The 21,053-nt window shown below is 41.1% G+C and carries 15 protein-coding genes and 1 tRNA gene; 9 read left to right on the top strand and 7 right to left on the bottom strand.

Annotation, left to right across the window (positions count from 1 at the left end):
• The first annotated feature begins 11 nt into the window (after window positions 1–11).
• Both OHT75_RS03875 and OHT75_RS03870 read left to right on the top strand, forming a co-directional pair.
• On the top strand, window positions 12–773 hold the full coding sequence (locus OHT75_RS03875; protein ID WP_264725127.1) for an outer membrane protein assembly factor BamD: 762 nt from the start codon (window positions 12–14) through the stop codon (window positions 771–773).
• A 483-nt stretch (window positions 774–1,256) separates the two neighbouring features.
• Window positions 1,257–1,332 (top strand) — tRNA-Phe (locus OHT75_RS03870).
• A gap of 300 nt (window positions 1,333–1,632) precedes the next feature.
• Here the strand turns inward: OHT75_RS03870 and recJ are convergent.
• The 4 genes from recJ to brnQ all read right to left on the bottom strand — a co-directional run bounded on the left by recJ (window position 1,633) and on the right by brnQ (window position 6,613).
• Window positions 1,633–3,357, bottom strand: coding sequence for a single-stranded-DNA-specific exonuclease RecJ (recJ, locus tag OHT75_RS03865; protein WP_264725126.1), 1,725 nt, complete (start codon window positions 3,355–3,357; stop codon window positions 1,633–1,635).
• Between the two features lie 85 nt (window positions 3,358–3,442).
• On the bottom strand, window positions 3,443–4,165 hold the full coding sequence (dsbC, locus tag OHT75_RS03860) for a bifunctional protein-disulfide isomerase/oxidoreductase DsbC (RefSeq protein ID WP_264725125.1): 723 nt from the start codon (window positions 4,163–4,165) through the stop codon (window positions 3,443–3,445).
• A 123-nt stretch (window positions 4,166–4,288) separates the two neighbouring features.
• On the bottom strand, window positions 4,289–5,164 hold the full coding sequence (gene xerD, locus OHT75_RS03855; protein WP_264725150.1) for a site-specific tyrosine recombinase XerD: 876 nt from the start codon (window positions 5,162–5,164) through the stop codon (window positions 4,289–4,291).
• A gap of 117 nt (window positions 5,165–5,281) precedes the next feature.
• Window positions 5,282–6,613 (bottom strand): branched-chain amino acid transport system II carrier protein, encoded by a 1,332-nt coding sequence (gene brnQ / locus OHT75_RS03850; protein WP_264725124.1) that lies wholly within the window; start codon window positions 6,611–6,613, stop codon window positions 5,282–5,284.
• A 589-nt stretch (window positions 6,614–7,202) separates the two neighbouring features.
• Here brnQ and OHT75_RS03845 point away from each other — a divergent pair.
• The 6 genes from OHT75_RS03845 to OHT75_RS03820 all read left to right on the top strand — a co-directional run bounded on the left by OHT75_RS03845 (window position 7,203) and on the right by OHT75_RS03820 (window position 17,324).
• Entirely contained in the window at window positions 7,203–7,928 is a 726-nt protein-coding gene (locus OHT75_RS03845; protein WP_264725123.1) for a tRNA1(Val) (adenine(37)-N6)-methyltransferase, read from the top strand.
• Between the two features lie 55 nt (window positions 7,929–7,983).
• A complete protein-coding gene (srmB, locus tag OHT75_RS03840) occupies window positions 7,984–9,207 on the top strand; it encodes an ATP-dependent RNA helicase SrmB (protein WP_264725122.1) in 1,224 nt (407 codons plus the stop codon).
• 385 nt (window positions 9,208–9,592) lie between these two features.
• Window positions 9,593–10,795, top strand: coding sequence for an efflux RND transporter periplasmic adaptor subunit (locus tag OHT75_RS03835; RefSeq protein WP_264725121.1), 1,203 nt, complete (start codon window positions 9,593–9,595; stop codon window positions 10,793–10,795).
• Complete coding sequence (locus tag OHT75_RS03830; RefSeq protein ID WP_264725120.1) at window positions 10,795–13,926, top strand: efflux RND transporter permease subunit; 3,132 nt, start codon at window positions 10,795–10,797, stop codon at window positions 13,924–13,926. The genes OHT75_RS03835 and OHT75_RS03830 overlap by 1 nt, the downstream gene beginning before the upstream one ends.
• Window positions 13,927–14,053: 127 nt before the next feature.
• Window positions 14,054–14,683 (top strand): TatD family nuclease-associated radical SAM protein, encoded by a 630-nt coding sequence (locus OHT75_RS03825; RefSeq protein ID WP_264725119.1) that lies wholly within the window; start codon window positions 14,054–14,056, stop codon window positions 14,681–14,683.
• 388 nt (window positions 14,684–15,071) lie between these two features.
• Window positions 15,072–17,324 (top strand): nucleotidyl cyclase domain-containing protein, encoded by a 2,253-nt coding sequence (locus tag OHT75_RS03820; protein WP_264725118.1) that lies wholly within the window; start codon window positions 15,072–15,074, stop codon window positions 17,322–17,324.
• Between the two features lie 7 nt (window positions 17,325–17,331).
• Here OHT75_RS03820 and OHT75_RS03815 read toward each other — a convergent pair whose 3' ends face one another.
• The 3 genes from OHT75_RS03815 to OHT75_RS03805 all read right to left on the bottom strand — a co-directional run bounded on the left by OHT75_RS03815 (window position 17,332) and on the right by OHT75_RS03805 (window position 20,086).
• Window positions 17,332–18,732: a hypothetical protein gene (locus OHT75_RS03815; protein ID WP_264725117.1), complete on the bottom strand. Its 1,401-nt coding sequence runs from the start codon at window positions 18,730–18,732 to the stop codon at window positions 17,332–17,334.
• 108 nt (window positions 18,733–18,840) lie between these two features.
• Window positions 18,841–19,368 (bottom strand): hypothetical protein, encoded by a 528-nt coding sequence (locus tag OHT75_RS03810; RefSeq protein ID WP_264725116.1) that lies wholly within the window; start codon window positions 19,366–19,368, stop codon window positions 18,841–18,843.
• The gene (locus OHT75_RS03805) at window positions 19,361–20,086 is read right to left on the bottom strand and encodes a helix-turn-helix domain-containing protein (RefSeq protein WP_264725115.1); all 726 of its coding nucleotides are present in this window, start codon (window positions 20,084–20,086) and stop codon (window positions 19,361–19,363) included. The genes OHT75_RS03810 and OHT75_RS03805 overlap by 8 nt, the downstream gene beginning before the upstream one ends.
• A gap of 278 nt (window positions 20,087–20,364) precedes the next feature.
• On the opposite strand from OHT75_RS03805, the gene OHT75_RS03800 reads away from it, so the two are divergent.
• The gene (locus OHT75_RS03800) at window positions 20,365–21,048 is read left to right on the top strand and encodes a response regulator (protein WP_264725113.1); all 684 of its coding nucleotides are present in this window, start codon (window positions 20,365–20,367) and stop codon (window positions 21,046–21,048) included.
• Window positions 21,049–21,053 lie beyond the last annotated feature (5 nt).

Here is a 21,053-nt window from a genome sequence, read left to right as displayed (position 1 = left end):
TGAATTCAAGTATGTATAAATTAGCCAAAGGCGCCGCCCTAGTATTACTTTCAGTAGCCATAACGGCTTGTAGCAGCAGTCCCGAAGATGACGAGTTTGCGAGTAAAGCTTCTCCAGAAATGCTTTATTCACAAGCTAGAACATCAATGGAGTTAGGAAACTACTCAAAAGCGGTTCGTACATTAGAAGCGCTAGATTCGCGTTACCCTTTCGGCCCACATAAGACTCAAACTCAATTAGATCTGATTTTTGCTTATTACAAAATGGATGATGTTGCTTCTGGTCTAGCCAATATAGACCGTTTTTTACGTTTAAACCCAACTCATCCCAATATTGATTACGTGTATTATATGCGTGGTTTAACAAATATGCAGGCAGATAGTTATTTATTTCACGATATGATGAATATTGATCGTACAGATCGTGACCCTAAAAACGCTGAAGAAGCATTTAAAGACTTCGATCGCATGATCAAAAGCTATCCAAACAGCAAATATGCCGCAGATGCCCAACGACGTATGCAGTATCTAAAAAACCGCTTAGCGCGTTATTCAATTAATGTAGCAAAATACTACATCAAGATGAACGCTTGGAGCGCAGCAGCAGTTCGTGCACAAACGGTATTAGAAAAATTCCCTGGTACTCCTGAAGCTGAATCCGCCCTTGAAATTATGGCTGTGGCATATGAAGAATTAGGCCAAGAACAGTTAAGAGAAAATACCTTAACTGTGATGAAAGCTAACTTTCCAAATAACGAATTAGTCAGTAACTAACGATTTAGTGATATTAAAAGGTCTCTTTATGAGGCCTTTTTTGTATCTGACAAAGGGCGCAATGGACTAACTATATGAGTAATAGACGCTGAATTGATTGCGATGATATGCGCCGCACTACTGCAAAACTATTACACCAATAGTATTCCACCCGATTTAAAATCGTCTGTATTATTCACTTACCACCATAATATAATTGTTTTTCAATAACTTGACCATAATATTTAGTGAGATCATCAAAGGTAAAAAACAGTAAAGCTAGCGGCAATGAAAAGAATATTTACTGTTGCAAAGCTATTTTCACTGTTAAACATAATCACTGTTTATTATGGCGTCCCCATAAACATGACCCTATTTTAACGGGTAAAAATGTCGATTTGTTAGCCGAAACGGCTTTAATTCCAGCACATGCAATAAAATATGAATTTATTTGCAAAAAAACGGTTGACTCAAACACCATAAAACCTTAAATTGCACCCCGTCGCCCGAATAGCTCAGTCGGTAGAGCAGAGGATTGAAAATCCTCGTGTCCCTGGTTCGATTCCGGGTTCGGGCACCATATTTATATTGGTGGCTTGAAGCGACTAATAACTTGATTAACAAAAAGCCTCGCATTGCGAGGCTTTTTTGTATCTGAAATGATGACTTACTGAATTTAGTATCCATCGTAATACATAACTGCTGATTTGAGCCTGTAAAAACTCTCGATAACGGCGTTAAATGTTTAAATTGTAGAATATCGATTAACCATAACAATCTGCTTTTTATCATGCATTTGCCCTTGGTTATCTATGATCACAGATTGACCTTGATGAGCAGAACGGCTCTGCAATGTCTGCAGACCACAACACTTTAAGTGCTACATAGGTTCGATATACTCAACCATCAGTTGTACCGTTTGATTGCCTCGAAACTCATTGACATCTAACTTATAAACCACCCGAGCTTGTTTAATTGTCGCATCTGGCCAAGTTTGCATATCAGCATTAAACGCAATGCCATCTAACATTAATTGACCGCACTCGGTTTCCAGTAATAGCTTAAGATGTTTTTCGCCGACAATACGTTGCTGTACTACATTGAAAAAACCATCAAACAACGGCTCTTCAAATGATTGCCCCCATGGCCCCGCATTACGCAGCATAAAGGCGGTATCTAAGGTCATGTTCGCGGCAACTAACTCACCATCGGACATTAACTCTCCAGTAAGTTGCTCATAATCTAATGTGTCGCGAACGACATCATCATAAACCTGTTTGAACATATCTAGGGCATCCGCTTTTAAGGATAATCCCGCGGCCATTGCATGGCCACCAAACTTAATGATCATACCTGGGTGCATCGTATTAATCCGCTCTAATACGTCTCGCATGTGCAGCCCTTTAACCGACCGTGCTGATCCCTTTATCTCTCCGTTGCCAGCATCGGCAAAGGCAATGACAGGACGATGATATCGGTCTTTAATACGTGATGCTAAAATGCCAATAACACCTTGATGCCAATCTGGCTGAAATAAAGCTAATCCCCAGGGCAATGTAGCTTCATCAAGCGCTATGGCTTGTAAACTTTTTAACGCCTCTTGTTGCATCCCCGCTTCAATATCGCGTCGGTCCTGATTTAAACCGTCTAATTCAGCCGCCATTCGCCTTGCGCGCATAATGTCGTCACACAGTAAGGTTTCGACCCCTAATGCCATTTCATCAAGACGCCCTGCTGCATTTAATCTCGGCCCAACAGCAAAACCAAAATCGGCAGCGACAATTTTACTCGGGTCACGTTTGGCCACTTCTAATAAGGCGGTGATTCCTGGACGGCATCGCCCAGCGCGCACCCGTTGAAGCCCAGCCTGCACTAAAATGCGATTATTAGGGTCTAATGAGACCACGTCAGCCACTGTACCTAAAGCGACGATATCTAACAGCACCGCTAAATTAGGCTGCTCTATACCTTGTAATGTGTACCAATTTCGCTGGCGCAGTTCAGCGCGAATGGCAGTCATTAAATAGAACGCCACCCCCACCCCTGCAATGGATTTACTGGCAAATTGACATTCTGGTTGATTAGGATTGACGATTGCATCAGCATTAGGCAAAGTTTTACCAGGTAAATGATGGTCTGTAACCACCACTTGCATACCACAAGCCTTTGCCGCATTGACTCCATCAATAGATGAAATACCGTTATCAACGGTGATAAGCAATTGCGCTTGTTTACTGTGGGCTACTGCAACAATTTCAGGACTTAAGCCATATCCATAATCAAAGCGGTTAGGGATCAGATAATCAACCTGAGTCGCACCCATCATTTTTAATGCAAGTAAACACACACTGGTGGAGGTTGCACCATCGGCATCAAAGTCGCCAACAATAAGGATCTTTTGTTGGTTTTGCATTGCGTCTGCCACGATTTTAGCGGCAATGTCTAACCCCTTCATCGTGTCTGGGCGTAATAATTTTGCCAAAACCAGCTCACAATCATCCTGCCCTACGCCACGTCGAGCATATAACTGTTTCAATAGCGGTGGTAAAGAAGCGGGTAAATGAGAATCATCTACCTGAGGGCGACGGATAATTTTATGCGACAAAACGAACCTTAGATCCTATGAGGATGATGTAATGTTAACTATAGAATAGGAAAAAGGTGAGCCTGTGCTCACCTTTTTTAGCTTACTATCTAGATTCAATAGTCTGCAATAAATTTTCTGGTGGTTGATAACCCGGAATCATAGAGCCATCTTCCAGTATCATTGCAGGGGTACCGTTAATCCCAAAAGACATACCTAAACGGTACTGCTTAGAGATATCAATATCACATGAAGCCGCTTGAATATTCTTACCCGCTTTCGCATCTGTCATGGCTTGTAATGGGTCTTTTGCACACCATACCGCTTGCATTTCATCAGCATTAGCTGAAGGTATACCTGCGCGAGGATAGGCTAAATAGCGAACTGTGATGCCTAAGTCATTATATTCTGACATTTGATTGTGCAATTTACGACAATAACCACAATCTACATCGGTAAACACTGTGACCACATGCTTTTCATTTTTAGCTTTATACACCAACATGTCTTTTTCAAATGACTTAAGCATTTCAATACGAGGACCCGCTAAAGCCGCTTCGGTTAAGTTTTTCATGCGGTTGTTTAAATCATAAACATTACCATGAATAAGCTTTGAGCCATCTTCAGTGATATACAGCACACCACGATCGGTCAGCACTTGCTGTAAACCACTTATTGGAGAGGGCTGAATGGTTGTCACTTCAACGCCTAACATATCAGATATTTTTTGTTTCAATTCACTGTTTTGGTTGCCAGTAGTAGAGGCCGCTTGTGACATTGCCGGCACAAGTAAACTGGCGACAAGAATGAATGCATTGGATAACTTCATGATGATTCCTAATTACACGGGTTACATAACTAGACCCGACTTTAAGTGCAAAACTTACAGATTTACGACAATTAACGCAACCATGAGATAGCCTTTTAATGTAACCAAAAACTACCTAGTGCATTAACCTCTTGGATGGTGCTGTTGATGTAACAATTGTAACCTTGCTTTGGCTACATGGGTGTATATTTGTGTGGTCGATAAATCACTGTGCCCCAATAACAACTGTACCACTCTTAAGTCTGCGCCATGGTTTAATAAATGAGTCGCAAACGCATGCCTTAAGGTGTGTGGTGACAAGTGCACACTGATGCCTGCTCTTGAGGCATATAATTTAATTCGATGCCAAAAAGTTTGCCGAGTCATCATCTGAGCGCGTTTAGATGGGAATAACACATCCGACGGTTTCATGTGCAGTAACTCTGGACGGGCGGTTTTCAAATATTGCTCAATTTCCTCAATTGCTTGTTCACCCAATGGCACTAACCTTTCTTTACCGCCCTTCCCCATCACCCTGACCACACCTTGGCGTAAACTAATTTGATCCATGGTTAAACTTACTAATTCAGTCACCCTCAACCCTGTTGCATATAACAGCTCTAACATGGCTTTATCACGACACTCTATTGGATCATCAATATTGGGTTCACCAAGCAAGGTATCAACTTGGGCTTCTGATAAGCTATCTGGGAGTTTTCTTGCCAGTGTTGGTGATTTAATAAGAGCCGTTGGATCAACGCTTATTTGCTTAGTTATCACTAAAAATCCATAAAAGCGTCTCAGGCTGCTCATTAATCTTGCTGTACTGGTTTTGGCAAATTTTTGCTCATAGCGGTAAGCCAGATAATCTTTGAGTAGCAAACTATCAGCGTCAATTAATGAAGATTTTTGGCTAAGGAGATAACGCTCAAAATGGGCTAAATCTGTACGATAAGAGGCTAAGGTATTTTCACTTAACCCTTTAGATGACCATAAATCATCAAGAAACTGCTCAATCATTGGATGTGGAGAATAGTCGGTTGAATTCAAGTCATACTCAATTTAACACGCTGGATATACTGGTTGTAGATTAGCATATCCAACGGGTTAATTTCATCTCACTCAGCGTTAACGCATTTAGGCAGCAGAGTTAGATTGTGCGCTTCTTGGTAGAAATAAACACACTACAGTGACGATAACTGTAGGTAAGAGCCATGCCATACCTTCAGCGTGTAATGGCAAAAAGTTAAAGGTTGACATATCGACACCCGCTGCTTTAAAGCCATCAAGAATACCAAAGGCTAATGCCACACTCAAAACAAGTCGCTGTGAAAACGCTGGACGCGCAAATTTAGGCGTAATTAATGTAATCAATACCAGTGCGATGGCAACAGGATAAATCGTCATCAGAACAGGAACACTAATCGAGATCAACTGTGATAATCCAACGTTGGCCACCGTAGCACACACTACACTGAAAAATATCACAAAACGTTGATATGAAATCTTCGGTAGCAGTTCATTAAAAAACTCAGAACAAGCTGTGACTAGGCCAATTCCGGTGGTTAAACACGCTAATGCCACTACCGTCGACAACAGCACAATGCCTAGCATCCCAAAGTGGTGATCAACATAGTTTGTTAAAATAACTCCGCCATTGGATGCCCCAGTGGCTAAGTCACCCGCTGTTACACCTAAAAAGAACAGTGAAATGTACACAAAGGCTAAACCAGATGCGGCAATGATTGCTGCACGAATGAGGTATTTGGTTTGATCCGCCGCATTTTCAATGCCTTTTTTACGCAGTAAATCAATAATCAACATACCGAATAAAATCGATGCCAGAGTATCCATGGTGTTATAACCTTCAATAATCCCTTTTGATAAAGGGCTAGAGAGGTATTCATCAACTGGCGCACCCACTTCTGAACCTGATAAAAACAACACACTCATTGCTAATGCCACTAACAATAAAATTAAAATAGGGGTTAATACTTTACCGACGCTATCTAATAACTTACCCGGAAAAAGTGACATCACCATCACTATGGCAAAAAACACTAATGTAAATATCAGCTGGGCAATATTGATGGACTGACCAGCAATCATCACAACCGCATCAGGGTTAGCGATAAAGGGGCGGGCACCTATTTCGAATGCAACTAAGCTGGTTCTTGGCGCGGCAAACGCAGGACCAATAATGATATAGATGGCAATAGCCAATGCGGTAGCGGCAAATGGCGGCAAGTAAGCCATAATTTTACCGTTAGATTTGGCTACCGCAATTAACCCGATCAGTGGCATTCCGACTGCGGTTAATAGAAAACCAAGCATAGCAAGCGGCATATTTTCGCCTGCTAAAAAGCCTGCAAAAGTTGGGAATATCAGGTTTCCTGCGCCTAAAAAGAATGCGAAAGCCATAAATCCTAGGCCAAAGGTATCGGTAATCGATAGTTTAGTTGTTTGCACTATGAGGTCTCATTTAATTGTATTTGTTTTTTACCAACTTAAGTGATCAAATTATATTTAGCTACTGCTAATCTATAACAAAACACAAGCTGTAAAAATATATGTACACTTTTGCCATATAAAACCTACCCAAATCAGTATAAAAAAACGACTAACCTAGCTGCGATGATTGTTCAATGGCCGGTCAAAACCCTTAAAACAAATAGAACCGCGGTTTTACAATGGCAAAACGGGCTGGAACTAATATCAAAGAATCCTTCCACACACAATAGTAGAACAAGATAAACTGCAAATTTACATTTTTATGCTTAAACAACTCGCAAAATCACTAAACATACGCAAAACAGCCGACAAATAACCATAACAAAACCCAACAACCTAGCAACTAGAAACCAGATACCAGAAACCAGAAACCAGAAACCAGAAACCAGAAACCAGAAACTAGAAACTAGAAACTAGAAACTAGAAACTAGAAACTAACCGTATAACAGTCTCTGTATCGATAAAATCATTAAGACCCGATGCGGCAAATTAACAAAGGCAATTATTTTGCTACAATGCCACCTTCTGTCCTTTATCCGAAAAACGTATGCCATTTACATTCAAACAATTTCATATTGATGACAGCCGTTGTGGTATGTCGGTCAGCACGGATGGTGTGTTATTAGGCGCATGGGCAGCATTGGGCGAAGCTAAAAACATTTTGGATATTGGCGCAGGCAGCGGATTGTTGAGTTTAATGGCGGCCCAACGCTCTCATCATGCTGCAAAGATAACCGCAATTGAACTTGATTCTGCAGCGGTTGATGACTGCCAAGCTAACATAGGTAGGAGCCCATGGTCAGCAAAAGTCACGCTATTACACACCAGTATTCAAAGTTACTGCTTATCTTTTATTCAACACACGCAAGCGCCTTTTGATCACATTATTTGTAATCCGCCCTATTTTACCAATGGGCCTCAAACGCAAAATATCGCCAGAGCCACTGCAAGGCATACCGATCAACTTAGCTTTATTGAATTACTTAGCGCGATTACACAACTTTTACATCAACAAGGCACAGCAAGCTTGATCATTCCTTATCAAAGCTTGCCTCAGTTCAAACAAGCTATGGCACAAACACCTTTGCATATTTGTGAATATGTGAGCGTTAGCAGTGTCGAGGGCAAAGCCCAAAGCCGCTGGTTGCTAGCTGTAAAACATGGCAAAGCCCACAAGCCGATTGTTAATAGCCAGATGCATATTCGTAACAAACAGGGCCATTACTCCGCCAAAATGATAGATTTATGTCGAGATTTCTACTTAAAACTTTAGCCTATGTGATTCGTCAGTTATAATGCTTGGCTACTTTTAAGCGAGACCCACGTGCATGTTATTTGAAGATTTCGATTTAGACCCAAGGTTATTAGATTCGTTGAAAGCCATGGGCCATAAAAGCCCAACCACAGTCCAGCAAGAAACTATTCCTATGGCGATGGAGCAACGGGATATTCTTGCGCGTGCACCCACAGGAACCGGTAAAACAGCCAGTTTCTTACTACCAGCATTACAACACCTTATTGACTTCCCTCGTCGATTTGAAGGTCAGGCGCGTGTATTGGTGTTAAGCCCAACACGTGAGCTTGCCAGCCAAATTCATCGTTATGCTTGCCATTTAGCAACGGATTTGGATCTCGACATTGCTATCATTACTGGTGGTGTACCATACGCCCCTCAAGAAGAAGCGCTTGAAGGTAATGTCGACATTTTGATCGCCACCCCAGGTCGATTAATGGAATACCTCGATAAAAGAAAGTTCGATGCCACTGAAGTCGATATTCTGATTATCGATGAAGCGGATCGTATGCTTGATATGGGGTTCTCGTCAGTGGTTCAAGCGATTGCGATTGAAGCACAGGGGCGCAAACAAAACATGTTATTTTCTGCCACATTAGAAGGCAGTGGTGTAGAGCGTTTTGCCCGAGATCTGTTAAAAGATCCTATTACTATCGATGTTGAGGCACCGCGCAGCGAAAAAGCCAAAATACATCAATGGGCGCATTTAGCTGATAACAAAGAGCATAAATTTGCCCTGCTGTGTCATATTTTACGCCAAGAACAAGTCAAACGAACTATCGTGTTTGTTAAAACCCGTGAAGTCGTTGCTAGCCTTGAAGGGTTGTTACTAAAAGCCAATATTCCTTGTGCTTTTATGCGTGGCGACATGGAGCAGAAAAAACGTTTCCAAGCATTAGGCCGTTTTACTAAAGGCGAAGTCAATGTCCTATTGGCAACGGATGTTGCCGCTCGTGGTATTGACGTAGATGATATTACCCATGTGATTAACTATGACATGCCACGTTCTGCAGACACCTATGTTCACCGAATTGGCCGAACAGGTCGTGCGGGTGCCAAAGGCACTGCCATTTCGTTGGTTGAAGCGCATGATATTCGCATTGTAGGTAAAATTGAACGCTATATTGAGCAACCGCTAAAGCGTCGTGTGATTGAAGAACTGCGCCCTAAGCATAAAGAAGCCAAAGTGCCTGGTAAGAAAAAAGCTAACGCTAAAGACGCAAAAAAATCGTCTAAAAAGTTTAAGAAAAAGAAATAGAATTAAAGTTATCTCAAGCAATATTCTAATCTAGCGAACCCAATCGGGTTCGCTTTTTTATGGCCACTTAATGCCGTTTTCAGCCCTATTTAAAAACGAGCCTAGCTCATCATAACGTTGGTTAATCAATATTCTCTTGGAAAATACCAATACCGTTGAGGTTAGACATGATTAGAGCCTCATCAGCCAAAATCACAACAAACTAACAATGCAACAAACTTGATACACTTTATTTACTTAAAGCTGTTTAGGTAAAGCTGAAATTCTGCTAGTTTAGGCATAATACTGATAAGCATAAAAAAACAGTTAATTGATTGGTGATAAAAACAACAATTACAACCTGTTAATCGCATCAATCACAATTCAGCATGGATACGCAAAAAGAATGATGACTATTTTAAGAAGACTCTCGCCCCTCCTTATCCTGATTGTATTTATTGGGTTAGCCATACTGCTAATGGGGACACAAGAAACACCGGAACAGAAACAAGAAGCGGCAGTTTTGACCATTGTGGATGTCATGACCGTTGAACAACAAACAGTATCGCTGAACTTACCTTCTTACGGTGTGGTTAATCCTAAATATAAAACCCAGTTAGTCACCGAAGTTCAAGGTCGATTGCAAAGTATCTCACCAAACTTTGTCGCTGGCGGCATGGTGAAAAAAGGTGAACAACTTGCGCTCATCGAACCGTCAGATTATGAAGCAGACTTGATGCAAGCTGAGGCCAATGTGGCACAAGCAACAGCAATGCTTAATGAAGAAATCGCCCGAGGTGAAGTGGCTAAAATTGAGTTTAAAGATTTTGATAAAGGCGTGGCACCAGAGCTCGGTTTGCGTATTCCTCAGCTTAAAAAAGAACAGGCTAACCTTAAATCTGCGCAAGCAGGGCTAGCAAGAGCACAACGAAATCTTGAGCGCACCGTAATACGCGCGCCGTTTGACGGCATCATCAAAGCAAGAAAAGTAGATTTAGGTCAATACGTGACCTTAGGGACTAACTTAGGTGAGCTGTATGACACCCAGACCGCAGAAATTCGCTTACCGCTCACCAATAGCGATTTAGCTTATTTAGAGTCCATCGATAATCCCGACACTCAAGTCACTTTAAATGCATCACTTGCTGGTCAGGATATCTCCTGGGAAGGCAAGATTATCCGCAGTGAAAATGTCATTGATGAGCAAAATCGTATGGTGTATTTGGTTGCAGAGGTGACCGATCCCTACCTACTTCAATCGAGAACCATCAATAAACTGCCATTAAAATACGGTAGTTTTGTGACCGCTGTGATAAAAGGCCGCACCGTAACCGGCATTGTTTCTCTGCCACGCTATGTGGTGAGAAATGATCAGGTTGCCATTGTTAAGCCTGACAATACCATTGAAATGCGCTCGGTTAATATCGTGAAAAGTGATATCGATAACGTCTATATCAAAGATAGCTTTACCAATGGTGAACGTATCTCTACCACTAATGTGGTTAATTTATCTGATGGCCAGAAAGTAAAAATTTTAGGCGAGGTTGAGCAACCAAGTCCTGCTGATGATGTGTCAGATGATGAAATCAGCCCAGCAGGAGCAGAATAATGCAAGGTCAGTCAGGAATTATTGCTTGGTTTGCCCGCAATAGCGTTGCCGCAAACTTATTAATGTTAGTGTTGATTGGCGGCGGCTTATTCAGTGCAGTACTGATCAACAAAGAAGTTTTCCCCAGTTTTACCCTTAACCTTATCAACGTCAATGTGGCATACCCAGGGGCTGCGCCACAGGAAATTGAAGAAGGGATTAACATCAAGATTGAAGAAGCCATTCAAGATGTCTCAGGGATTAAAAAAATTACCTCAGTGGCCAGTGATGGTGTGGGCTCGGTAACCATTGAAGTCGATGATGGCTATGATGTTCAAGCGGTACTTGATGAATCTAAACTGCGTATAGATGCCATCGCAACCTTTCCTGATAACATCGAAAAACCCAATATTTTTCAAATAAAACCAGAAAATAATGTTATCTGGGTATCGGTATACGGTGATATTTCGTTGCATGATATGAAAGAAATCGCCAAATCGATTCGAGAAGATATCACCGATCTGCCTGGTGTCACTCGCGCCAAATTAAACGGTGTACGTGACTATGAAATTGGCATTGAAGTATCAGAAGATAAACTACGAGAGTATGGCTTGAGCTTTAGCCAGGTCGCCCAAGCGGTACAAAACTCTTCGATAGATTTACCTGGTGGTTCTATTCGCGCCAAAGACGGGGATATTTTATTACGAACCAAAGGTCAGGCTTATACCGGTGAAGACTTTGCCAAAATTGCCGTATTAACCAAGCCTGATGGTAGCCGAATTATGCTACCACAGGTCGCAGAAATTAAAGATGATTTTGAGGAGCGCCTAGGTTACACCCGCTTTAATGGCAAACCTGCTGCCATTATTGAAATTACCAGTATTGATGACCAAAATGCGTTGGCCATTTCGAAGCAAGTTAAAACTTATATTGCTGAGCGACAAAGTAGCTTGCCTGCCAATGTGCAATTAGATACCTGGGGAGATTTAACCCACTACCTCCAAGGCCGATTAAACATGATGTTATCTAACATGTTTTATGGTGCTCTATTAGTCTTTATTATTCTGGCACTTTTCCTTGACCTTAAACTCGCATTTTGGGTAATGATGGGGCTGCCAGTATGCTTTTTAGGCGCAATGCTGCTCATGCCTATGGTCGGGATGTCAATTAACATGCTGACCCTGTTCGCGTTTATTTTGGTATTGGGAATAGTTGTCGATGATGCCATTGTCATTGGGGAAAGTGCCTATAGCGAAGTCGAAGAAAATGGTCATTCATTAAATAACGTCATTACCGGTGTACATAAAGTCGCTATGCCTGCCACCTTTGGTGTATTAACTACGATTGCGGCCTTCGTGCCTATGATCTTGGTTTCTGGTCCGATGGGGATCATTTGGAAATCCATCGGCATGATTGTTATTTTATGTTTAGCATTTTCATTGATTGAATCAAAATTTATTTTACCCGCTCACTTAGCACACATGAAAGTGCGTAAAAAAACCAAGCCAACGAATGTGTTTTCTCGTTTCAAAGTGGCGTTAAACGATAAATTACAATTCTTTATTCACCACAAATATCGCCATTTTTTAGAGGCTTGTATTAAGCAACGCTACAACGTTGTGGCCCTGTTTATCGGGGTATTAATTCTCTCTATCGCCTTAGTAGCAAGTGGTAAAGTGCGCTGGGTGTTTTTCCCAGATATCCCATCAGACTTTATCCAAGTGCAATTAGAGATGGATGAAGGCAGTTCGGAGCTCAACACATTAACCACTGTGCAGCAGGTTGAAGATGCGTTATACAAAATGAATGCGGTAATGGAAGATAAATATGGCTCTGCTGTGGTTAAGCACAGCTTTGTGTCACTGAACTCCCGCACCTCAGCATTTATCTTCACTGAATTAACAAAGGGCGAAGATCGTGAAGTTGACGGCGTGACGATAGCTGAAGAGTGGCGCAAACAGTTGCCAGAATTATTATCGGTTAAAAAACTCAACATTAATGCCAGCACCAATGATACTGGCGGTGATTTGTCATTTCGATTAACGTCTAGCGATTTAGATCAATTAGCGGAAGCGTCAAAAGAAATTAAAGCTAAATTAGCCACCTACGAAGGTGTATATGACATTTCAGATAACTTTTCATCCGGTAGTCATGAAATCAGGCTGAACATTTTACCTGAAGCCGAAGCTCAGGGGCTCACGTTATCAGATTTAGCTCGTCAGGTGCGTTACGGGTTTTACGGTTATGAAGCCCAGCGTATTTTACGCAATAAAGAAGAAGTGAAAGTCATGGTGCGCTACCCATTAGAGCAGCGACGCACTATTGGTCACCTTGAAAATATGATGATCCGCACCCAAAATGGACAAACAGTTCCGTTTTCAAGTGTCGCATCCGTTGAGTTAGGTGACTCTTACGCTTCGATAACTCGGGTTGACGGACGCCGTGCTATTACGATTCGTGCCAATGCCAATAAAAACAAAGTGGAACCAAGCAAAGTTGTTGATGAAGTACAGTCTGAGTTTATCCCGTATTTAACGGCTAAATATCCACATGTTTCAGCATCACTTGATGGCAGCAGCTTGGATGAGCAAAATGCCATGATTGGCTTAATTCAGGGCTTCTTCTTTGCCATGTTTACCATTTATGCATTAATGGCCATTCCGTTAAAATCATATAGTCAGCCATTGATCATCATGTCAGTGATCCCCTTTGGCATGATTGGCGCGTTAGTCGGTCACTTTGTGCTGGGATTGTCTATGAGCGTATTAAGCTTATGTGGCATTGTCGCTCTGGCCGGTGTGGTGGTGAATGACTCATTAATCTTGGTTGATTTTGTTAACAAAGCCCGTGAAGAAGGTAAACCGTTATTACAATCGGCAATCGATGCAGGTTGTTATCGCTTTAGGGCGATTATTCTTACCTCACTCACCACCTTTGTTGGCCTAGCGCCAATCATCATGGAAAAAAGCTTACAGGCGAAGATTGTGATCCCAATGGCCACATCATTAGCATTTGGTATCTTATTTTCAACGGTAGTCACGCTGATTTTAGTGCCCGTACTTTATATCATTTTAGATGACATAAAACGGGTCTTTACGCAGTTCTATTTGTGGTGGTGGCGCCCCAAAAACACCGAAGCCGATTACCACTAACCTTTGCTTTTTCCTAAAAACAGCGCTTATTGAGCGCTGTTTTTGTTTTCACGTTCTGAGATCTGACCAACATTCACCATCCTGCAAATACAGTATGATTAATTGTCATCCATCATCCTAGCAGCGTATGAAATCGACCCAAGCTACCGACTCAATAATTGATAACACCTTAGTGTACGATATTCGCCAAAACCGCTATATCAACCTGACAAGCCGTTGCACATTACGCTGTCAGTTTTGTCCAAAACATAATGGCAGCAAACAGGTGGCAGAATATGATTTAACATTGAGTAAAACGATTCACGCGGATGACATTCTACCGTTATTGGGAGATGTAAAGGCCTTTGATGAATACGTATTTTGCGGTTATGGTGAGCCAACACTAAACTTAGATACCCTACTTACCGTTGCTATTGAGCTAAAGCAGCGCGGTGCAAAAGTCAGACTGAACACAGATGGATTGGGCAATTTATTCCATCGACGCAATATTTTACCTGAGCTGGCAAAGTGTATTGATGCAATGTCAATTTCACTTAATGCTGATACCGAAGCAGCCTATATAAAGCATTGTCAGCCAAAGTTACCAATGGCTTATGCGGCCGTCCGTGACTTTATCAACCTAGCGCCACAATACGTTAAATCTGTTTCTGTCAGTGCCATTAATGGGTTAACCGATGTCGACATAGAACAATGCCGCCAGATCGCCACCCATGCAGGATGTCACTTTACTGAACGACAACTTAATGTTGTCGGTTAAAACGGTTCCCGATAAATAGGTGTTCCAAAATCGCCAAAAGAGAACACCCAACAAAACAATTTTTTACGATAAACTGTTATTATACAAACTAAAAATCTAGCGTGATTTCGAGAAACCCTCCGCTCGTACAAGCCGTTATTGATGACGATTAAGATCACTTCAATTGCATATAACAAATGCGAATCAAACCGCTAATGACGCGTCAATTCACCTTAATAGCTATACAAATTTCAAGTTGGTTATCAGCAATTGAATAGCAATATTGTCAATCTGGATTATTTAGCTCTTGCTCTAAGTTGAGGTTATTTAGTTAAACAATTCATGCTAATATGAGCGTCCGCTTCACATAAGTGTAATTTGGCGATATTTTACAAACAAAGTTGGCGCAATGTTTAAACGAAAAAACACCATTTCAAGTGCAGTACCACTCATTGCTTCGGTCCAAGATATTCATTGGTCTCGCACCCATATTTTATCGCTAGCAAGCCAAATCATATTACTGATTATCGCTCTGTTTATTGCCACCAATATGATTATTAATATGGGCGAACGTCGGCTACAAGAAGATTGGGCCGGTCAGCGTTATAGCGAGTTGCAAACGGTTGCGTCTTTAGCATCAGATAAAATGAGTTTTTTACAGTTTAGAACGCAAACCTTCGCCAACGGTGAATTACTGCGCCAATACCTATCAAGCCCAAGTGATGAACAGAAACAAAAACTGTTTCAAAGTTGGGACTCACTGACTAAACATATCCCTGAATTACTCGGCTTAGCCCTTTACGATCCACAGGGCAAACTTAAATTTGCTACCTCAAGTAATTTTGAGGGACTGGCACTTCCCGCTAAATTATTAAAAGGTAAAAGCACCTTAGGCGGAGGGGAAATATTCTCTTCTGATATGGCTTTTATTCCTATTGATGGCAAGTTAGAACCGTATATTTTCCAACTGGCCTGGCTAGAAAACCCTGATCAATCGATTAACGGCTATTTGGTCACCTACAATTCTGTTACGCGTTTATTGGATACGATTAAACCAGCGTTCTTTAATCCCAATTCGCCACTTTTATTATTGGACCACCAAAGCTTTTTATATGCTGGTGCGAATCAGTCAAATCCGCTGACCAATATGCCAGATACCTTAGGGGCCAGTTTAAAACAGACTCATCCAGAGCTATGGCAATCAATGGCGATGAATAATTTTGGCCAATATCACAGCAAAAATTCCACTTTTGTCTATTTAAAAGTTGAGCTAACTGGTCAGAATGAAACCAAGCGAGAGTATTTTTTCTTATCGTATATTCGACATCAAGATATCGCCACCCGTTTTGAACAATGGACCATTGTATTAGTGGTCGCCAGTATTTTTATTGGCTTACTCGGGGTAGGATTAATCGTGTTCCGCTATCGCTATTTAATGGAGCGCAAAGCCAGGCATAATAGCATTCGTCTCTCCAATGGTTTGTTCAATACTGAATTGAGTTATGCCATTACTAACGACAGTGGCAGAATTTTAGGCATTAATGAAAGTGCGGCCAACTCTTTACACTATCAGTTAAACACCTTAACAGACCGCAGTTTACAGCGTGTGTTAAATCTTAATGATGATAAATTTGATGAAATTACCAATATTCTCTATGAAAAACAGGGCTGGTCTGGCTGTATAGGTTTAGATGATGATAACCATCAAATCAATATTCATATTCATCGTGAATCTTTATCACCGTCAGAGCATTACTGGATTGTGGTGTTTAACGACATCAGTGAATTAGTGGCCAGTCGACAACTGGCATTTTTAAATCAATTACTGAGTGACGGCGCTATCGCAACAGCGTTAACCGATGCGCAAGGTAAAATGATTAGCTTCAACCATTGTTTTGATGGATTAATGCAATTGCATGGTGATAATCAGCTTGATATTGTTTCATTACTGGGCAATGAAATTAGCAATGTCTGGGGCAATATTCTCACACAAGTCACCCTGCAAGGTGAGTGGCAAGGACAGATATCACCTTTTGAAGAAAGCCGATTTAACAAAAACTTAAAAATCACCATCAATGGCCACCTTTCACTAGAAGGCGACATCGAGTACTTAATTTTTACGGTTGAAACCCATGTACCAACGCCTATGCATAGTTCGACAATGATGGCCTCAAAAAGCAATATGGTGATGAGAATGGTGGATTTAGAAAACCACTTTAATAATACCAGTGAAAATATAAAATTTAGCTCCAGTCTGATGGTGATGGATATCAACCCTGAAGGCATCTTCAATAACATGGGTGATATTAGCCAGCTAGAAAAGCGTCAGCAGGATATTGAAAGCCAGTTATTAATTGATTTACCACCCAGTTATCAATTAGCGCATTTACAATTAGGTAAACTGGTATTATTTCTCCCCAAAACAGATGCCACACATACCCACTTGTTTGCCATAAAAACCCTGCAAAACTTAGCCAATCATCAGCTAGATGAGGGTATAAACATTGGTATTGCGGGTTATTTAGAAAAGCAAAGCCTAGAACAATACCTCGCTAACGCCGATGTGGCTCTTAAGCGGGCTAAGCAATCTGGCGATCAAAATATTTGTCAGGCTTATACACGAACTGCAACATTTGATTTTGGCAATACAAGCATGCTCTAAACGGGTATTAGTCCTGCTCAATAGTAAACGGATTTATGCTATCAGGTAATTTGCTTTCGGTAATTTCAATAATACTTGAACGGTTCATGGTCACTTTAAATCGTGCATATTCAGCCGGTTCTTTACCGTCTTTGAGCACTGCGACTAAATTAAGCTGATAGCGACGTTCAACCGATTCATTACTGATTTTTCCATCTGATTCGTGGTAGATCTTCGCTTTACCACGCTCAAGATGACGCGCAAACGGCACCAGGTTAAAGTTAACTTGCTCCTGAATTTGCGAGTAACCCGCCTCAAAGGGTTTATTGGTCACTTTTGTAGCAATGCGATAATGCAAAACCGTCGTATCCACCTTATTTTGGCTATGGCGGTGCTTCATTATCTCAGCGACATTTTTAGGAATGTCCTGCGGGCGAAGAAATTCAAGCCAAACTAATTGTTTAGCCACTACCGCCTGAGTTGTGGTATCGCGCAGGATCCGGCTCCAACGCGGACGCCCGCGCTGAATAATGCGCCACATCGCATTGCGAATGTCTTCTTTAAAAATCTCACGAAATCCATAAATAACCGCAAGGGTCAGTAATAACGTTAGGGTTAAACCATTAAAGAATCCCTGTGCTTTAAAGATCAAAGCCGAGACGACTAACATCACTAATCCGGTCGCCAATCCGGTGACAAACTTCTTTAATCCAATTCCTAGCGGTTTCAACTCTTCTTTTAACACAACACCTTGCTGAATGAGGCGTCGTAATAACAGCATTTTATTTGAGATACGATTGGCATCTTGCTTGGTGCTTGTTGAGTTATAGCGTTTTTCCACTTCACGGTAATCATTTTCACTTCGGCATAGCGCAATGACTTTGTCAGAAATCTCACTGTGTTCAGCGCTACGAGGGCCATGCGCTAGGGTTTTTAGCAGCTGCTGTTCACAAAACCAAGACAGATAATTGTCCGCATGTTCAAAGTAAGATTTCCACTTTTCTTCACTAGGTTCATTACGGCGAAATTTCTTTAATAACTGTGCGACTTGATCGCATAAATCATTCAGTGCAGGATAAAACTCCTGAGACTCTGACTTTTGGCGTAACTCTTTCGCATCAGTCTCAATGGCAACTGCAAATTGGTAGGCAAATAAGTTAAGGTATAAACGAAACTCTTCTAAAGTGCGCTTGTTTAAGCTGGCAAAACGTGATTGTACTAGCGGTAAATGCAGTCCTTTTGAATAATATGAACGCCTACCAACTATGCCACTATGGTAATAAGCTTCTTCATCTAAGGTTTTACTGTCTATCCACATTTCACTGGGCAAAAAAAAGTACAAATCAAAGGCACGCTGATCACCAGTTCCCATTTGGTGACTAAATTTTACTGAAAGTGCTTCTTCTTGTTTAACTTTTACCTTTGCCACAAAGTCACTCTATTGCTAATTACGATAGCCTAATCTTACTATAGTTCTCGCAATTCTTTTATAGGATTAAATGAATTTACGTTAACCCGCCCCTCTGTAACCAGTGTCTCAATACAATAAATTACAGGCCCACAATTGATTGCTAGGAGAAAATTTGAGCACCAAAAAGTGACGTTCAAAATCGGCGTCTAATACTTGAATACTTTGTGGAAATGATTGGCCTATTTTTACACTGGGTAGATTGAGTTCGTGCAGAAGATAATCATTCAATTGACTGACCTCTGAAAATTGATAATCAATCATATTCATGCTGTAGTCATAGGTAATTGACCCGGTATGTAACTCCAATAATTCACCTTCAAATACTGCATACTCACGAACATTGTCATCAAATGCTGAATAATATGTTAATGACAACCGACCATCTTGCTCGACAAGATGAAGCAACATGTCACCATGCTGTATTTCTTCTGTCGGTTGCTTAGACAAATAAAATGCACTGGCCTGACATTGCACATCATACATAGCTTTATCTGTAAACCAGGTCAGCTTTACCATGAGCAAACTGAACAATGCCAATGCAATACCCAGCCCGCCTTTGACACTAAATAGGGTAAATCGACTGTGGTTAATCACAGATCTGTACCTCTTTAAGCCACTCTGCACTTAACCATTGCTGTTCTAAATAAGCACGCGATAACTTCACATTATGATAAAGCCAAGTGGCATCGGTTTGGCGCTTCATAACAAGGCTAAAACTGAGTTTGTCGCTGGATAGCGCTAAGGTAATGGATTGCCAAATTACTGCATCACAACTTTTAATATGTTTAGCAATTACATCGATTTTTTCATTCAACTTATATTGCTCATCATCAGCAGCATAAACTAATAACTCTGTCAGCCCCCCCTGTTTTGACATAATCCATTTAGAATAGTCAGCCTTAATATAACTTGTGGTCGATAAGCCAGAATAAGCATAAACACAACCCGCTATAACCAATATAATAACGAACAAATACTGACGATAGGACATAGGGCCATAGGGTGACACCAGCAAACGAGAAGGTTGTGATGTGGCATTTTTATACAGAATCACGCCCTGATTGGGAATATACTCCAATAAGCTTGCATGCTCTTTCCCTAAAAACTGAATCAATGCTTCGACAATTTTAATCATGTTAGTACGATGCATGTTCGGCGATTTTAGCTGTTGAATGGATACTACTTGACCACGGTGGGCGGCAAGCTGTTCCAACACCCAGTATTCTTGATCATTCAATGGCCACGAGATATCTTTTGATTGATCAATTAATTGTTTATTCTGTCGGTCAAACCAACAGCTACCGATTTGCATATCATGCTCTCAAACTAGGTTAACTAACTTCAGTTAGCTTTATGATGATTCATTACAGGTAAAAAGCGTTCGCACACAGCGTAACAATTGAAGACGAGGTGCATTCAATAACAACATTGTGCACCTATTTAAAATTAAAAATCGTGAACTTAAGCGCGAAAAATAAATAACTTACGCAACAAAATGTATCGCTTATTTATTCAGCAAGCGCTACATTTATAATCATATCGACTGTTGTTTATCGATTTCACTCTTCTACTTAAGGGCACTCAATCACTATGTTTACTTCTAAAGAGGCAAATTGTTTAAAAGCGATATTGGTTGATTCTATTAACCAACAACGTGCGCTTATTACCAAAAGCGACAGCTCGGCGACTGAAGAGCTTGAAACTAAACTTATTACCCTAGTCTCCCTGCATAATAAAATAAAGATGATGCTGAATAAGCTGCAAAATACGCAGCAGTCCACCAGCATGCCTCGAGTGTTGGTTGTAGATGATGCTGAGTCTATGATTGGGATTACCTGCACCATTTTAGCGGAAATGGGGTTTAAAAAAGTCGACAGTGCTAGCAGTGCAGAAAAGGCGTTAAAGAAACTGATCGAAGCAGCAGAAGAAAAAGCGCCTTTTCAATTAGTATTAACCGACTGGGAGATGGAGGGTGATTCTGGGTTAGATTTATTAAAAGACATTCGAGTTCATGAAAAGCTGTTAGAAACCGATGTTTTTATTATTAGCTCCCATGGGGAACAAGCCAATATTCTAAAAGCGATTCAAGCAGGAGTTACCGGCTATATGTTAAAACCTATCAATTATAACGTACTGGCTAAAAAACTGTCGGGATACTTACCTGAACAAGATGATAATGCTGACGAGAAAAACGCTATTATCCCCCAAATTAGTGCATCAGGGCGGGTTGCTGCGCCAAGCAAAAATGAACAAGCTAAAAAAAGGCCTTCCTGAGAAGA

Origin of the sequence: Shewanella subflava (assembly GCF_025971955.1) — a bacterium.
Classification (GTDB): Bacteria; Pseudomonadota; Gammaproteobacteria; order Enterobacterales; family Shewanellaceae; genus Shewanella; species Shewanella subflava.
Note: the sequence above shows the minus strand (reverse complement) of the source record. Positions and strands in the feature narration are given on the sequence as shown.

Coding starts and splice junctions, on each gene's coding strand:
- OHT75_RS03805 (WP_264725115.1), bottom strand. CDS start 20,086: ATGCAAATCGGTAGCTGTTGGTTTGACCGACAGAATAAACAATTAATT.
- OHT75_RS03875 (WP_264725127.1), top strand. CDS start 12: ATGTATAAATTAGCCAAAGGCGCCGCCCTAGTATTACTTTCAGTAGCC.
- OHT75_RS03825 (WP_264725119.1), top strand. CDS start 14,054: ATGAAATCGACCCAAGCTACCGACTCAATAATTGATAACACCTTAGTG.
- OHT75_RS03800 (WP_264725113.1), top strand. CDS start 20,365: ATGTTTACTTCTAAAGAGGCAAATTGTTTAAAAGCGATATTGGTTGAT.
- srmB (WP_264725122.1), top strand. CDS start 7,984: ATGTTATTTGAAGATTTCGATTTAGACCCAAGGTTATTAGATTCGTTG.
- OHT75_RS03830 (WP_264725120.1), top strand. CDS start 10,795: ATGCAAGGTCAGTCAGGAATTATTGCTTGGTTTGCCCGCAATAGCGTT.
- OHT75_RS03820 (WP_264725118.1), top strand. CDS start 15,072: ATGTTTAAACGAAAAAACACCATTTCAAGTGCAGTACCACTCATTGCT.
- OHT75_RS03835 (WP_264725121.1), top strand. CDS start 9,593: ATGATGACTATTTTAAGAAGACTCTCGCCCCTCCTTATCCTGATTGTA.
- dsbC (WP_264725125.1), bottom strand. CDS start 4,165: ATGAAGTTATCCAATGCATTCATTCTTGTCGCCAGTTTACTTGTGCCG.
- xerD (WP_264725150.1), bottom strand. CDS start 5,164: ATGATTGAGCAGTTTCTTGATGATTTATGGTCATCTAAAGGGTTAAGT.
- OHT75_RS03845 (WP_264725123.1), top strand. CDS start 7,203: ATGCCATTTACATTCAAACAATTTCATATTGATGACAGCCGTTGTGGT.